The sequence below is a fragment of the Nonomuraea sp. B12E4 genome, assembly GCF_039871825.1.
In the GTDB taxonomy this organism is placed as follows: domain Bacteria; phylum Actinomycetota; class Actinomycetes; order Streptosporangiales; family Streptosporangiaceae; genus Nonomuraea.
The window spans coordinates 62,914-78,077 of record NZ_JBDPME010000030.1; the positions used below are offsets into that span (position 1 = coordinate 62,914).

Genomic DNA, 15,164 nt, shown 5'->3' on the forward strand with positions numbered 1-15,164 from the left:
CAGCGCCCTTTCAGCCCTCGGGGCTACGATGCCCGCTTCCGGTGTTGGCTCCTGTACGAAGCGTGGGTTTCATGGCTCTGTTGTGGCTGATCATCATCGTTGTGGTGATCGCCCTCGTCACGTCCGCGATCAGACCTGGTTCTCGCAGACGGGGGCGAGATCCCCGCCTGCGCCGCCGATCCGCGACGGAAGCGGCCGTGCGACGCCGCCAGATGAGGTGGGAGCGTGGACACGGTGTCCCGGGAGATCGACTGGGTCACCAAGTACCAGCTCATCGAGCGTTACCGCAAGAAGCACGACCTGCCGTTGTCCTCGCCCTGAGTGGCCCAGCTCGACTGGGTACACCTGAAGCTCAACGACCAGGCGCAGCGAACCGTGCTGTGCGAGGACCCGTTCCGCAGCGTCGACGAGCGGGTGGACAAACTCATCGCCAGCATGTGACGGAGTGGAGCCGAGGTAGCTACGGCACCTGTTTGCTGTAACTCCTGGAAGTCCCGCAGTGAACACAGCTCAGCGCCGCCCGCGGAAGGCGTCGGCGGTGGACCTGTCGATGGTCGTCAACTGGGCGTGGACCTGGTCGAAGGTGAACGGATCGAGGTCACGCAGCAGGGCGTGGGAGTGACGCCAGTGCTCGCCGGCGGCCGCGTGGTCGCCTGCGAGGTGGTGGCAGGCTCCCAGGTGCGCGAGGGTGCTGGCCTCGGCGTACGAGTCGCCGAGCTCCCGGAACACGTCGAGGGCCTGAAGGTAGCAGGGGACAGCCCCGGCGGGGTCGCCCAGCTGGAGGCGGGTGTCGGCGAGGCATGACCACGTATGGGCCTCGTAGGGGCGGTTGCCGAGCTTCTGATGCCGGACCAGGGCCTGCTCGCACAGGGCAAGGGCCTGGCCGTGGTTTCCCAGGCGCCCGTGGTACCAGCCGAGGTCGGTGAGCGCGATGGCCTGTCCGGCCTCGTCGCCGAGCCGGTCGAAGAGGTCGTGGGCGCGGCGGGCGGCCTCGAGCGCGTCGGCCTCCCGGCCCTGGAAGCCGTACACGAGATTCCGGAAGTAGTGTGTCCACGCCTGACCGGAGGGGACATCCTGTTCCAGGGCGGCGTCGAGGTGGTGGTGGGCGTCGTCGAAGCGGCCCAGATCGGCCAGCGCGGCGGCCAGATTGCGGCACGCGCGGGCCTCCTCCACCGGGTCGCCCAGCCGCCGGGCGGCGGCCATGGCGGCCCGCTGGGTCTCGGCCCGGTCGTGCCAGCGTCCACGCCGGTGCAGGAAAACGAACAACGCCCCCGCCAGCCAGCAGACGTGCCGGTCAAGCCCCAGGTCGGCGGCCAGATCGAGGGCGGCGAGCAGGGCGGGGCGCTTGTCCTCGAACCAGGCCATCGCCTCGTCCGTCCCGGCGAAGCCCGTCACGCAGACGCCCGGGCGGGGCGCGGCAAGGGCGATGGTCTCGGTACGCCCGTGCAGGTGCGCCGCGGCGGCGAATGCGGAATGGACGTAGTGGTCCACGACGCGGTGCCGCACGGCGTCCCGGTCCGCGTCGCGGGCCTCGCAGAGTTCGGCGGCGTACGCGCGCAGCAGGTCGTGGCATGAGTACTGGCCCGGGGCGTGCTCGGTGAGCAGGTTGGCGCGGGTCAGCTCGGCCAGCGGTGCCCGTACCCGCGAGACTGGGACGCCCACCAGGCTGGCGGCGGCGTCGTCCGTGCAGCCGGGACCGGGATGCAGCCCGGCGACCAGCCGGAACGTCCGGGCCGCCGCCTCGTGCGCGAGCGTCTCGTACGACCAGGAGAAGATCGCCCGTGCATCGACGGCACGGTCGAGCGCGCCGAGGGCGTCCCGGAACTCGCCGGCGAGCGCGCCCAGCGGATGCGCTGGATGGATCGCGGCGCGGGCGGCGACGATCGCCAGCGCCAGCGGCAGCCCGGCACAGCGATGGACGATCTCCTCGACGGCGGCGGGCTCGGCCGCGATCCGGTCACGGCCGAGCCGGACGGTCAGCAACCGCTCGCCATCCACCGGAGGCAGCAGATCGAGGGTGAGCGGATGCGCCCCGTACCTCATCACCAGCTCGGCGAGGTGATCCCGGCTGGTCACCACCACCAGGCAGCCGGACGCCCCGGGCAGCAGCGGGGCCACCTGGGCGGCGTCGCGGGCGTTGTCCAGCAGCACCAGCATGCGCCGCCCGGCCAGCAGGCTGCGGTAGAGCCCGGCCTGCGCGGCCGGACCGTCCGGCATCTGGTGCGGCGGCACCCGCAGCGCGTCGAGGAGGTCGCGGATGGCCGCCGCCGGTCGTACGGCCTCCCGTGACGGGTCGTATCCGCGCAAGTCAACGTAGAGCTGGCCGTCCGGGAAGCGCCCGGCGACCCGGTGCGCCCAGTGCACGGCGAGCGTGGTCTTCCCGACACCGGCCGTACCGGTGATCACCGCGATCGACGGCGACCGGGACCGCGTCCCGTCCAGCGGGCCGGGCGGGGCGTCCGACGACCGGGACGGCGCGGGCGGCGGGCGGAGCAGCGCGTCGAGCGCCGTCAACTCGGCCTCGCGTCCCACGAACCCGTCGACTGCGGCGGGCAATTGCCGAGGAACCGCGCGGGTGACGGGCGGGGCGTCGCCGGCGAGCAGGCCGGCGTGGACCTGCCGCAGCTCGGGGCTGGGATCGGCGCCGAGCTCCTCGGCCAGCCGGCGCCGGATCGTCTCGTACCGCTCCAGCGCCTCGGCGGGACGGCCGGCCGATTCCAGGACGCGGAGCAGCCGCACCCAGAGAGACTCCCGCAGCGGATGCCGCTCGGCCAAGTCGGTGAGGTCGGTCAGGATGGGACATGCTCCTGTCGCGAGGTCCAGGTCGACCCGCCGCTCCAGCGCGGTCAGGTACCGCTCCTGCAGCCCTGGGCCCACCGACCGCTCCAGCCAGTCCGAACGGATCCCGTCGAACGGAGTGCCGCGCCACAGCGCCAGCGCGGCGGCCAGCCGGGACTGCTCGGCCGCCGGGTCTGCCGCCGCCTCATCGAGCAGGCGGCCGAAGCGGAGCGCGTCCACCTGTTTCGGCTCGGCCCTCAGCCGGTAGCCGCCTGGCCGGGCCTCGATCAGCTGCTCATCGGCGGTTCCCAGGGCGCGACGCAGCCGCTTGACGTTCGTACGGACGTTGGTCCGCGGGCCCCCGCCCGCATCCGTACCCCACACCGCGATCGCCAGCCTGTCCGTCGGGACGGCACGGCCCGCTGACATCGCCAGTACGGCCAGCAACGCGCGCAACCGCCCGGCCGGGAGCTCGACCGGCCGCCCGCCCACCGAGACGCGCAGCGGCCCGAGCAGCTCGACAGTAACCAAGCGGTTCGCCTCCTTACCCGGGCCGGCGACGAGTTTCACCAGAGTGACACAACTCTGCCACCCCCGGTCCGCCAAGCTGGTGATCATCCCGCATAGGCGGGAATTCCACGACGCGGCAACCACTTGAGAGGGACATGTCATGAGCAAGGTCATCGCGGGGATCTCGATGTCGCTGGACGGGTTCGTCACCGGGCCGGACGTCACCCGGGAACACCAGCTCGGAGAGGGCGGCGAGGTCCTGCACCAGTGGCTGCACGAACCGCACCCCCGTGACACCGAACTGCTGGCCGGGATGCGCGACGGCGCGGGCTCGATCCTGATGGGCCGGCTGTCCTACGACCTGGCCGAGGGCGACGGAGGGTGGGGTGACGGCGGCCCGGCCGGCCAGGTGCCGTGCTTCGTGCTCACCCACAAGCCGCCGGCCCCGGAGACGGTCCGGGCGCCGTCGGTCTTCACCTTCGTCACCGGCGGCATTCACAGCGCGGTGGAGCAGGCCAAGGCCGCGGCGGGGGACAAGGTGACCGCCGTCCACGGTGCCAGCGCAGCCCAGCAGTGCCTCACCGCCGGCCTGCTGGATGAGATCCAGATCCACCTGGCTCCGGTCCTGCTCGGGAGCGGCACCCGGCTGTTCGAGCAGCCGGGCGGACGGTTCCAGCTCGAGCGCGTCCAGGTGGTCGACTCCCCGAACGCCACCCACCTGCGATTCCGGGTGATCCGCTGACGCAGGTTGAGACGCCTCGATGGCACCGCCCCCGGCTTTCTGGCTTTCGACGGTGGACCGCCTGGACTCCCTGGTCGGCATGATCAGCAGCACCAACACCCAACGCCGCGCGCGGGGTCGTACGCCCCTGCCTGCAGAGGAAGAGGATGACTTGAACGACAACCAAATCACGCACAGGGGCAACTGCGTGCTCGATCTGCTGCCCGCGGGAGCTTCTCCCCCCGCCGGCGGTCACTGCGGGCTCCTCCGCGGGGAGGATTATCCACATGACGAACGACGATCCCGCCCTCATGTCCGCGCTCACGACGGAGCATTTCGTCCTGCAGACCGCCATCAGTACCGCCACCAGCGAGGAGTCGGCCCGCGCCACTTTGTACGTGATGGCGCTGTCCAGTTCGCTGGTGGCACTCGGCTTCGCCGCCCCGCCCTCGCCGGCGTTCGTCCCGCTGGCCGCGACCCTCCTGCCTGCGCTGGCCATCCTCGGCCTCTTCACCAGCGTGCGCCTGGTCGACACGGGCCTGCAGAACATCCTGTGTCGCAGCGCGATAGCCCGCATCCGCCTTTACTACCGCCAGTTATCCCCGCAGGCCTCCGACTACATCATCGCCTGGGCCGGGCCCGCCGAGAACGATGCCGTCACTGCGGCGGCCGCCACCATGGGCATCGGGCGGCGGCGCGACTGGCTCGTCGGCTTGTTCACGATCGCGATGATGATCATTGCGATCAACAGCATCGTGATCGGCGCGGGCATCACGCTTCTGGCCGCCCTCGCGTTCCCGCTCGGCGCGGCGATCACCCTCGGCCTGCTCGCCGCCGCTGTGCACCTTGTTCTCTTCTACCTCTACCAGCGCCACCGCTACCGCACCCGCCCGCGACTGCCCGAGATCTCCCCCTGACCGGAGTCCCGCGCAGCAGGCGGCCTCGGCTTGACCTGCCTACGTGCGGTTCGCGGCGGACGCGGCGCAACCGCAAGAACCGGCGCAGGTTACGGCTTGTCTGCGGTATGGTCACCGGCCGTGGCCCAGCCGTCACTGGCCATGCGGCCCGGGGGCGCTGCTGCCGGTGTAGGAGTTCAGGTCGGACACGAGCTTGGCGAGGGCCGGGTCCTCTTCGTAACGACGCCGGTGCAGCTCGGCGATCTTCTCGGCGATCTGGGGATCCGGGTCGTCGGTGACGTCGAAGGAGACGAACTTGTCGACCAGCGGAAGGCCGATCTCGTCGCTGTGCCGGTGGGCGGGGTGCTTGAGGTACTCCCAGTAGCCGTCGAGGTCCTTGATGACGTAGATGGCGCCCAGCTCGTACTCGCCCCCGACGCCGGGGCCGACCACGAACGAGACGACCGAGGGGATGACCCGGCCTTGGTTGCGCAGGCTCTCGATCGCCTCGCCGAGGACACCGGGCGTCGTGTCGTTGATCCAGCCGCAGCCCGCACGTCCTGCGGCGGGCGACGTGGACTTCACGGGCCACCGGGTAGACGAGCACAGGGCGCAGGTCTGGATCGACCAAGGTCACGGGCCTGCGACAGCAGAAATACGACGGCAGCAACAGCAGACCGCGGCCTCCTGGCACCAGTTCTTGGTGGACCGGATAATCGGTTTCCAGAAACGGTGGATTCCACCGCAGCAGTGGGCTGTAGCTCGGCCTCCAGCGAGGCCAGGAGCATCTGGGTGGGCAGGGCGGGCTTGGTGGCGAAGGCGGTATCGTCCGGGACGGCGGCGGCCGGGCAACGCTCGGGATCGGCCAGCCAGGTCTGTTCGGGCGGGTAGAGCCGCCGGTCCAGCAGCGCCCGCCCGGCCGGGGTGGCGTAGGCCGGAGACAGTTCTCGATCCGGCCCGCGGTGCCGCTCAGCGCGTCACGTCCTCCCGCCGGGCGAGGAGACCGAGCTCGGCCCGGGTGGGCAGGCCCTCCCAGTCGCCGGAGACCGTGCAGGCGAACGCGCCGGCGGTGACGGCGGTGTCCAGCCGAACCTCGGGTGGCTCGCCGGCGAGCAGGTCGGCCAGGTAGCCGCCGACGAAGGCGTCCCCCGCCCCTACCGGGTCCAGGACGTCCACCGGTACGGCGGCACGCGTCAGGCGGCGCCCGTCGATGACGGCGGCGCAGCCCCGCGCGCCCAGTTTGACGATCACCTGGGAGGGGCCGAGATCGGCGAGCCGGGCAGCCAGGTCCAGGGGGTCGTCCGTGGCTGAAACGAACAGCTCGGCCTCCTCGGCGCCGGCGAAGACCACATCGCTGTCGCACAGGATGTCGATCAGTCCCTTGCAGGCCCGCTCAGATGTCCAGAGCCGCGAGCGGTAGTTGACGTCGAAGGAGACGGTCAGGCCGTGGTGCCGGGCCAGCCTCAACGCATGGCGCACGGCTTCGGCGGCCGAGCCGGACAGCGCGGGGGTGATGCCGGTGACATGCAGCAGCGAGGCGCGCGCGATGGCCTCCTCGGACACATCGGCGGGCCGCAGCCGCGATCCGGCGCTGCCCGCCCGGTAGTACCAGACGCTGAGCGACCTACTGGTACGCCGCTCCTTCACCATCAGCCCGGTCGGCGCCTCGTCGTCGACGATGCCGCGCACCTCCAGGCCCTCGGCCCGCAGCTCGCGCAGCACCAGGTCGCCGAAGCCGTCTGCCCCCACGCGGCCGATCCAGGTGGCGGGACCACCGAGCCGCCGCAGCGCGATCGCCACGTTGCTCTCGGCGCCGCCGATGCCGACGGCCATGCCGGGGGAGTGCTGCAGCGGCCCGACGCGCTCGGCGGTGAGCAGGACCATGGTCTCTCCCACGGTGACGAATCCCCGGGTCTGCTCGCTCATGGACGGCCCTCCGGGAGGGAGCTGCTCCTTCCCCAGCGCTGCGGTGCTCACATGCGTTCCTCTCATCGCGGTGGGATTCATGGGGCCGGGCTCATGGAGGTTGGGCTCACCGGGGCTGGGCGGGGGAGCGCCGGGTCTCGCGGCGCGGGCGGACCGGCACGTCGTCCTCGCTGAACAGCTCGGGATGCCGGGCCCTGATCTTCTCCACATCGCTCAGCACCAGGCGCAGATGCCGCCGCAGCGCCTCCTCTGCGCGCTTCAAGTTGCGGTCCTCCAGCCGGTCGACCACGTCGGTGTGCTGGCGGATCAGCAGGTGGAGCTGCTGGGTGAGCGGTAGTGACAGCCGCCTGGCCCGGTCGAGCTGCGCCTTGGCCTGACCGACGACGCGCCAGGCGTCGCCGTGGCCGCTGACCGCCATGAGCCGCGCGTGGAACTCCTCGTCGAGCTGGAAGAAGGCCTCGGTGTCCGCGCGCCCTTCCGCGTCGCGTTGCGCGGAGAGCAGGGCGCGCAGGTCGGTCACGTCGCGGTCGGTGACCCGGGTCACCGCCTCGCGCAACGCGGCCATCTCCAGAGCCTCCCTGATGAACTGCGCCGAGGCGATGTCACTGAACTTGATGCGCGCGACGAACGTGCCCATCTGCGGATAGACATCGACGAGCCCCTCGTCGGTCAGCAGGATCAGACTCTCACGCACGGGGGTCCTGCTGACGCTCAGCTCGGCGGCGAGGTCGTTCTCCGACAGGGCCGTGCCTGGCTCCAGCTCAAGGTTGATGATCTGTGTCCGTAGCAACTCGTGCACCAGCTGGCGGGTGTTCCCGCCGCGGGCGCGAGCGGCCTGCAGTCCTTCCTTCGATGCCATAGAAGTCCTTCTTATCACTGGACAAAAGTGGCTGGTGCACTTGTATGGTAGTCGACCACGTAACGAGTACGTAATCTGCGTCGTCATGAGAGGAGGCCGTCATGAAGGACGGGGATGCAGTCGCGCCGAGGGACCTGCGGCGGACCGTCGGAGCGTCCGTCGTGGGAACCGTGGCGGAGTACTACGACTTCTTCATCTACGGCACCGCGTCCGCGCTTGCCTTCAACAAGATCTTCTTCCCCGAGGTCGATCCCGCGGTCGGGACGCTGGCCGCCTTCTCGACGTACGCCGTGGGGTTCTTCGCCCGCCCGCTCGGGGGCCTGGTCTGGGGCCACATCGGTGACCGGATCGGCCGCAAGCGGGCGCTGGTTTCGACGCTGCTGCTGACCGGCCTGGGGACCTTCGTCATCGGCCTGCTGCCCACCTACCAGCAGATCGGGATGTGGGCGACGGCGATCCTGGTGCTCGTCCGCCTCGTGCAGGGGTTCGGGGTGGGCGGCGAGCAGGGTGGGGCCGTGTTGCTCACCATGGAGGCGGCGCCGCCCGCCCGCCGTGGCTGGTACTCGAGCTTCGTGCAACTCGGCAGCCCCGCCGCCTACCTGGTGCCCAGCGCGCTGTTCGCGGTGCTGACCAACTCCCTTTCCGAAGAGTCGTTCCTCTCGTGGGGCTGGCGGGTGCCGTTCCTGCTCAGTGCCGTCGTCGTGGTCATCGGCCTGTTCGTTCGCCTGCGCATCGACGAGTCGGAGATCTTCAAGGCCGCAAGGAGGAACAGTCGGGCGGAAAGCGCCCCGCTGCCCCTGCTGATGCGCAACCACCGCAAGGAGGTGTTCGGCGGGCTGCTCACGAAGTTCGCCGAGGCCGCGGTGTTCCCCTTCTACACCGTCTTCCTCGTCTCCTACGGCACGGAACACGGTGTGGATGCCTCCATGGTGCTCAACGCGGTCATCGTCGCGATCGTTTGCGAGCTCATCACGATCCCGCTGATCGGCCGCCTCACCGACCGGGTCGGCCGCCGCCCGGTCTACCTGGCCGCCGCCGTGCTGAACCTGGTGCTGATCGTGCCCGCGTTCAAGGCCATCGAGACCGGGAACATGGCTGTCATCGTGCTGCTACTTGTCGCCGGTCTGGCGCTGGGCCACGCGGGGACCTATGCGCCGCAGGCGGCCTACTTCCCCGAACTGTTCCCGCCCTCGGTTCGCTACAGCGGCGTCTCGGCCGTCTGGCAGTTCGGCTCGATGATCGCCTCCGGCCCCTTCACGGTGGTCGCGACCGCTCTGCTGATCGCCGGCCACGGCTCCTTCGGCTGGGTGGCTCTGTACGTCGGCGCCCTCGTCCTGGTCAGCGTCATCGCGCTGTTCTTCATGCCCGAGACGGCGCCTGGCCGCCTGTCCGGCAAGGAGTACGCCGACCAGCCCCGTGTCATCCAGACCACGAACGCCTGAGGAGAGCGGGAGATATGACGACCATTACCGACGCGAGGGTCATCGTCACCTCTCCGGGGCGCAACTTCGTGACGTTGAAGATCACGACATCGGATGGCGTGACCGGCCTGGGAGACGCCACCCTCAACGGCCGCGAGCTGGCCGTCGCCAGCTACCTGCGCGACCACGTTGCGCCGTTGCTGATCGGCCGCGACCCCGCCCGCATCGAGGACACCTGGCAGTATCTCTACAAGGGCGCCTACTGGCGCCGCGGTCCTGTGACCATGACCGCCATTGCCGCCGTCGACACCGCCCTGTGGGACATCAAGGGCAAGATGGCGGGGCTGCCACTCTATGAGCTGCTCGGCGGTAAGGCGCGCGAGGGTGCCATGGTGTACGGCCACGCCAGCGGCGGCGACGTCGCCGAACTGCTGGACGATATCGCGCGCTTCAGGGATCTCGGCTACCAGGCGGTCCGTGCCCAGGCCGCCGTGCCCGGCACCCCCGGCGGCTACGGCGTCAGGCACGGCCGGGGGGTGTACGAACCGGCCAATGCCTCGCTGCCGGAGGAGCAGGTGTGGTCGAGCGAGGCGTACCTGGACTTCGCCCCCGGCTACCTCGGAGCGGTGCGCGAACGGTTCGGCTTCGACTTCCACCTGCTGCACGACGTGCATCACCGGCTCACACCCACCGAGGCGGGGCGGCTCGGGCGGCGGCTTGAGGACCTGCGACTGTTCTGGATGGAGGACCCCACACCCGCCGAGCTGCAGGGTTCCTTCCGTCAGATCCGCCAGGCCACCACGACGCCGATAGCCGTCGGGGAGGTCTTCAACTCCATCTGGGACTGCCAGCAGCTCATCACTGAGCAGCTCATCGATTACATCCGTGTCTCCGTCGCACACGCCGGCGGCATCACCCACGTCCGCCGAATCTTCAACCTGGCAGAGCTGTACCAGGTGCGCACCGGCTCGCACGGCGCCACCGACTTGTCGCCCGTCAGCATGGCCGCAGCCGTGCACCTGGACGTGACCGTCCCCAACTTCGGCATCCAGGAGTACATGGAGCACGAACCGCTCACCCACGAGGTGTTCCGCCCTACCTACGAGCTGCGCGATGGCGCCCTCTACCCCTCCACGGCGCCGGGCCTGGGCATGGAGATGGACGAGGAGGCCGCCGTCCGCTTCCCGTACGAGCCGAAGTACCTACCGGTCAGCCGCAGGGCCGACGGCTCGGTGCACGACTGGTGAGCACCGCGGACCGGCTCTCCCGAGCCACGCTGCCCCGGGTGCCTGAGCCGTTGCGGCCCGCGGTCGATCCCGCGTCGCTGCGACCGCGTCTGGTCCACCTCGGCATCGGCGCCTTCCATAGGGCGCACCAGGCTGTCTACACCGAGCGGGCCGAGGCCGCGCACGGTGGCGGCTGGGGCATCGCGGGCGTCACCCAGCGCAGCCGTGCGGTCGTGGACCAGCTTCGCCCGCAGGACGGCCTGTACTCCCTGACTCGGCGGGAGCCCAACGGACCCGCCATCCGGATCGTCGGGTCCGTCACCGAGGTGCTGCACGCGATCGACGATGGGCACCGGTTGACGGCGTTGCTCGCCAACCCCGACGTGGCCGTGGTCACCATCACGGTGACGGAGAAGGGTTACCGGTGGGATCCGGAGACCGGTGGCCTCGCCGTCGGCGATCCGCTGGTGCGATGCGACCTCGCGGGGGCACCCACGCCTACCACCGTGGTGGGACAGCTCGTCGCCGGGCTGCGTGCGCGCATGCGGGTGGGGGCTCCCATCTCCGTCGTGTCGTGCGACAACATGGTCGGCAACGGCGAGGTCACCGCGCGGCTTGTCCGGGAATATGCCGCCGCGAGCAGTTGGCCGGAGCGCGAGCGCCTGCTCGATTGGATCGGCTCCGCGGTCGCCTTCCCTTCGACCGTTGTGGACCGCATCGTGCCCGCCACCACCGGCGCCGACCTCCGTACGGCCGAGCTGGCGTTGGGCCTGCGGGACGAGGGGGCGGTGGTGGGCGAGCCGTTCAGCCAGTGGATCGTCCAGGACGCTTTCGCCGCCGACCGGCCCCGCTGGGAGGCCGCCGGAGTCGCTTTCGTGCCCGACGTCCGCCCCCACCAGATCATGAAGCTGCGGCTGCTCAACGGCGCCCACTCGCTCATCGCCTACCTGGGGCTGGCCGCCGGGTGCGAGACCGTGGCCGATGTCATGGACACGCCGTGGGGCGAGCGAGTCGTGCGCGCCTACACAGCCGAGGTGGCGGCGACGCTGACCGGCGGCCTCTCCGCCGAGACGTACACCGACGACCTGATCGAGCGCTTCGCCAACCACGCCATGCAGCACAGGCTGCGTCAGATCGCCGCCGACGGCTCGCTCAAGATACCCGAGCGCTGGCTGGCCCCAGTGCGCGAGCTACGCGCGGCGGGCGGGCAGACACCGATGCTGGAGCTCGCGCTGGCCGCGTGGGCCAGGCACACCCGCGACGGCGAGCCCGACGACCCCGCCGCGGCGCGGCTGCGCCAGGCGTGGGCCGACCGGCGGGGCGCCGACGCCGTACGAGCCCTCCTGGCCGTCCTCGGCGCCGACGACCTCGCCGAGGACGCCTCCCTCACCGCCGCCGTCACCACGCACCTGGCCGACCCGCCGCGGCTCGGGTGTGTCCAGTAGGTGGACGGCTCTGAACAAGATCAGTCTCAACAAGGTGTGGAACCGCTACCTCACCGAGGTGAACCGGACGCCGAGCTGGCTGTAGATCTCCATCTGGTCGTGGTAGAGGCGCTGGCTGACGATGACGCCGCCCTCCAGGGTGAACATCCAGCAGAAGCGGATGCTTATCGCCCTGGAGGTCGGCGCGATCACCTCACCCCAGGGGCTCAGGAACGGCCCCTCGTGTGTGCCGGTGTAGACCCCCTCGATCGCCACCGTGTCGCCTTCGGTGACGTGTTCCCAGATGGTCATGCGGGCGCCGGGGAACGCCTCCCACATGTGGAGGTGGTAGGAGCGGATCTGTTCATGGCCCTCGGCCTGCAACTCCGGGCCGACCACGGTGGCCCGGGCTTGGTAGCAGCGCACGACCCCGTTCACGTCCTGGGCGTTGATAGCGGTCACCATCTGGTCTATGACGTCGGGCATCGTGGGTTTCCTGTCGTGGGGTGCCGGTCACGCCGCCGGGCCGCCGCCCGGCGGCTCACGGCGTTGTTGCACTCGTCCTGCTTGTTCTTGAACGATTGGAACCTGTGGAGCTTCCCTCAGCGGCAGCCGGTGCGAGATCACGAAGCTCGGGTCGAGCTCGCCCCGGCGGATGCGGCCGAGCAGCGGCTGAAGGTAGTGCTGCACGTGGTACGCTGCCCGGCGCGGACGGCCAGCGACCGGTTCATCAGCGAGCCTATCGGGGAACTTGTCCATCAGCCCGCCATAGACACCGACGATTACGACGACGACGCCGCTGTTACGGAAGGCCATGATGGCCTGGCGCAGCGCGTACGGGGCGCTCGGTCTCCGGCCAGGATGGCCTTCTTGCGCATGCCGGCGTGCTCTGGGGTGCGGAGTTCATCGTGTGGCGCCACCTGCAATGATCAAATCAAGGTGTCAGCCGTGCTCGGTGCGTGCTCGTACGCCCCGTCACACGCCGTCAGAACCCGGCACTGCTGGACACACAAAACGCGCTGAGGCGGCACGGAACATCACGCACTGGTGCCGCGCGGCGCTAAAAGATCCTTCTTCTAATCCGACGGTCGTTCGCGGAAAGGACGTTGTCGACTGGGACGTGCCGATGCCACTGCCCACACTTCCTGGCCCCCGCCGCAGCGCCGCGGACGCGCAAGGTCGGGATCCGCATACGGCATCGCTCGCTCTGTCCGGGCCGGACGTGGCAGCGGTGACGGGTGGGGCGGTACGCTGTTCCGACATTTGTGATTTGCCCCCGTGTAAGCCGAATTTCTCCATCTGATGCCGCGTTTTCGATAGGTCCCCAGAGGAAGGCATGAGTTCATCTGAGGCTCTGTACGCATATGGCGGGATAAAGCGGAAAGCTGGCACCATCTGCGATGTCGCCGAGGACATCCGGCTCGCCCGCCGCGACTGGAAGCAGGCGCTCGACTCACCCAAGGACGAATTCGAGCTCACCGATCCGGCCGCAGCCGTGACAGCGGTGCGGGACGCCTGGGCGGAGGAGTTCGAGGTTTATCGCGAGGTACTCGAACAGTGGTGCCTGGCAACGCGCGCGTCGGCGGGACCTGGGTCATCACCGGCAGCGCCTGGCCGAGGCGGTGGGCGAGCTCAACAGCGCCCAGGACATCGTGCGCAACGTCTGGCAGACCGTGTGGCCCTTCGACCACGACGGCGGGGTCATCGACGAGATCCGCAAGGCCATCGAAGCCATACACGGCGCCATCGAGGTCTTCGAGCGGCTCCAGACAGCATCCGACACGCTCCAGCGCGGTATGCGTGACGTACAGGGCAAAGCGCGCGCCGGCGCCGCCCGTTCATGCCATGTGGACGCCTTCGACGCGGTCCTGCTGGCGAACGCGGGCATCAACGGCGGCGTCCGCGAAGAGAACGGCATCCTCACCACGGCGCAGCTGGCCCAGGCGGCGGCCAAGATGGACGCCCTGTCGGAAGCGGACCGAGCCCGCCTGCAGCACTTGCTCGACAAGGCCGGCTCCGAGGCGGAACGGGCCTACCTGATGAAGGCGCTCGCGGCCGGGAACTCGATCGACGACATCGCCAAGTTCGCCGCCACCATTCACGGCAAGAGCGAGACCTGGTTACGCGAGCACCTCAGCCTGGTCAACCCCGGCGACAGCGGGACGGTCCGCGTCAGCGGAGTCGAGCTGGAGCAGCAGGACCAGACGACTTGCGGGTCGACCTCGATCATGGTGGCCCGTGCCATGAACGACCCGCTGTACGCGCTGAGCCTGACCACGGACGGGAACGGCAACTCGCTGTCGCCGACCGAGCTCCAGCAGAAGTTCACCTCCGAACAGAACCGCATCCACGACGACACCAACACTCTGTGGCCGCAGAGCCTCGGCACCACCCCATGGGGCCTGACCGACGAGATGAACAAGCACGCCGACTCCTTCGGCGGAGGCTACGACTGGCGTCTCGTCGACGACACCGACGCCGGATCGGTCAACCCCGCACTCGACGACGCCGTGGGTGCGGTGGACGCCGGCCACACGGTGCCGGTGCTCATCGGAGACTCCTACCCTGCCCACTACGTGCTGCTCGTCGGCCACGAGGGCGACAACCTGGTCTTCTACAATCCGAGCGGGGAGGTGACCCGCATCAGCGAGGACGACTTCCGCAACGGCAACGTCTCGGCGCTGGGCTACAAGCACGTGCAGGGCGTGGTGACCCCGAAATGACCAGGCGACTCCTGCTGCTGATTCCGATGTGCGTGCTGGTGAACGGCTGTCTCGCCCAGAGCGGCACCACCCAGGCCGACCACGACCAGCTCAAGGTCATGCTGTCGCAGCCCTTCGTCCGCGCGGCCGTCACCAAGCCGTCCGCCAGGGTCGCGTTCCAGAAGTCGGACCGCCTCCCCGCCACCCGAGGCAGGGTGACGGTGGTCCTGGCCCGCCAGCCGGCGGCGGATCCCGCCAACGGCGCTCGGCAATGGGCCACGACGGGAATGCGGCAACTGCGTGACAGCGGCTGGACCGTCTACGCCACGGTCTGCCTGCCGCCGCGCAGGTCCGACGATCCCAGCCCGCCACAGGACGGCGCCTGGGACGCGTGGTCATTCGCCGCCCACGCGTACAAGATCGTCAATGGGGTGTCCTACTTCGCGATCGCGAACGGGCTCGGGTATGTTTCCGGCAAGGTCGACACGTCCATCGAGATGCGCGTGCCAGGCTCGCAGGAGCCCGTTTCCGACCTGTTCCCCGACCGGCCGCCGCCACTGCCCGTGGGGACGAGTTGCGTCGAGACCGGAGAGCTCCTCACCAAGAAGGTCGCCAACGGCCCTGCGGTGATCATGGGCGAGAGCGGAACCGGTCGAGTCGGCAAGGATCTTCGGGACGAGAACGTGCGCTGACGGGGGTCT

Annotated in this window: 13 protein-coding genes and 2 pseudogenes; 8 read left to right on the top strand and 7 right to left on the bottom strand. The window is 69.8% G+C overall.

The genetic code is table 11. The annotated features are described in order from the left end of the window. Window positions 1-222: 222 nt before the first annotated feature. Window positions 223-441, top strand: a pseudogene (locus ABGB18_RS40970) (proteasome accessory factor PafA2 family protein); the annotation flags it as partial. Window positions 442-510: 69 nt separating this feature from the next. Here the strand turns inward: ABGB18_RS40970 and ABGB18_RS40975 are convergent. Continuing rightward, window positions 511-3,309, bottom strand: coding sequence for a BTAD domain-containing putative transcriptional regulator (locus ABGB18_RS40975; RefSeq protein WP_347701073.1), 2,799 nt, complete (start codon window positions 3,307-3,309; stop codon window positions 511-513). A 139-nt stretch (window positions 3,310-3,448) separates the two neighbouring features. On the opposite strand from ABGB18_RS40975, the gene ABGB18_RS40980 reads away from it, so the two are divergent. Together ABGB18_RS40980 and ABGB18_RS40985 are read left to right on the top strand one after the other, a co-directional pair. Then, window positions 3,449-4,030, top strand: coding sequence for a dihydrofolate reductase family protein (locus ABGB18_RS40980; RefSeq protein ID WP_347701074.1), 582 nt, complete (start codon window positions 3,449-3,451; stop codon window positions 4,028-4,030). A 290-nt stretch (window positions 4,031-4,320) separates the two neighbouring features. Then, the gene (locus ABGB18_RS40985) at window positions 4,321-4,926 is read left to right on the top strand and encodes a hypothetical protein (protein WP_347701075.1); all 606 of its coding nucleotides are present in this window, start codon (window positions 4,321-4,323) and stop codon (window positions 4,924-4,926) included. A gap of 132 nt (window positions 4,927-5,058) precedes the next feature. Here the strand turns inward: ABGB18_RS40985 and ABGB18_RS40990 are convergent, their stop codons facing one another. The 4 genes and pseudogenes from ABGB18_RS40990 to ABGB18_RS41005 all read right to left on the bottom strand — a co-directional run bounded on the left by ABGB18_RS40990 (window position 5,059) and on the right by ABGB18_RS41005 (window position 7,690). Then, window positions 5,059-5,490 carry a Dabb family protein gene (locus ABGB18_RS40990; protein WP_347701076.1) on the bottom strand — a complete coding sequence of 144 codons (432 nt, stop codon included), beginning with the start codon at window positions 5,488-5,490 and terminating at the stop codon, window positions 5,059-5,061. Between the two features lie 212 nt (window positions 5,491-5,702). Next, a pseudogene (locus tag ABGB18_RS40995) lies at window positions 5,703-5,875 on the bottom strand (IS701 family transposase); the annotation flags it as partial. Continuing rightward, window positions 5,875-6,882 (bottom strand): sugar kinase, encoded by a 1,008-nt coding sequence (locus ABGB18_RS41000; RefSeq protein WP_347701077.1) that lies wholly within the window; start codon window positions 6,880-6,882, stop codon window positions 5,875-5,877. The pseudogene ABGB18_RS40995 and the gene ABGB18_RS41000, both read right to left, overlap by 1 nt. Before the next feature lie 55 nt (window positions 6,883-6,937). Next, window positions 6,938-7,690: a GntR family transcriptional regulator gene (locus tag ABGB18_RS41005; RefSeq protein WP_347701078.1), complete on the bottom strand. Its 753-nt coding sequence runs from the start codon at window positions 7,688-7,690 to the stop codon at window positions 6,938-6,940. Between the two features lie 101 nt (window positions 7,691-7,791). Between ABGB18_RS41005 and ABGB18_RS41010 the strand changes: the two genes are divergently transcribed. The 3 genes from ABGB18_RS41010 to ABGB18_RS41020 are packed head-to-tail and all read left to right on the top strand — an operon-like array spanning window position 7,792 to window position 11,782. After that, on the top strand, window positions 7,792-9,132 hold the full coding sequence (locus ABGB18_RS41010) for an MFS transporter (RefSeq protein WP_347701079.1): 1,341 nt from the start codon (window positions 7,792-7,794) through the stop codon (window positions 9,130-9,132). A gap of 14 nt (window positions 9,133-9,146) precedes the next feature. Next, a complete protein-coding gene (gene manD / locus ABGB18_RS41015) occupies window positions 9,147-10,358 on the top strand; it encodes a D-mannonate dehydratase ManD (protein ID WP_347701080.1) in 1,212 nt (403 codons plus the stop codon). Continuing rightward, window positions 10,355-11,782 (top strand): mannitol dehydrogenase family protein, encoded by a 1,428-nt coding sequence (locus ABGB18_RS41020; RefSeq protein ID WP_347701081.1) that lies wholly within the window; start codon window positions 10,355-10,357, stop codon window positions 11,780-11,782. Before manD ends, ABGB18_RS41020 begins: the two co-directional genes overlap by 4 nt. A 45-nt stretch (window positions 11,783-11,827) precedes the next feature. Here ABGB18_RS41020 and ABGB18_RS41025 read toward each other — a convergent pair whose 3' ends face one another. Continuing rightward, window positions 11,828-12,247: a nuclear transport factor 2 family protein gene (locus ABGB18_RS41025; RefSeq protein WP_347701082.1), complete on the bottom strand. Its 420-nt coding sequence runs from the start codon at window positions 12,245-12,247 to the stop codon at window positions 11,828-11,830. Between the two features lie 27 nt (window positions 12,248-12,274). Next, on the bottom strand, window positions 12,275-12,577 hold the full coding sequence (locus tag ABGB18_RS41030) for a hypothetical protein (RefSeq protein ID WP_347701083.1): 303 nt from the start codon (window positions 12,575-12,577) through the stop codon (window positions 12,275-12,277). Between the two features lie 806 nt (window positions 12,578-13,383). Here ABGB18_RS41030 and ABGB18_RS41035 point away from each other — a divergent pair. Continuing rightward, the gene (locus ABGB18_RS41035) at window positions 13,384-14,484 is read left to right on the top strand and encodes a hypothetical protein (RefSeq protein WP_347701084.1); all 1,101 of its coding nucleotides are present in this window, start codon (window positions 13,384-13,386) and stop codon (window positions 14,482-14,484) included. Further along, the gene (locus tag ABGB18_RS41040) at window positions 14,481-15,155 is read left to right on the top strand and encodes a hypothetical protein (RefSeq protein ID WP_347701085.1); all 675 of its coding nucleotides are present in this window, start codon (window positions 14,481-14,483) and stop codon (window positions 15,153-15,155) included. Before ABGB18_RS41035 ends, ABGB18_RS41040 begins: the two co-directional genes overlap by 4 nt. The last annotated feature ends 9 nt before the right edge of the window (window positions 15,156-15,164 follow it).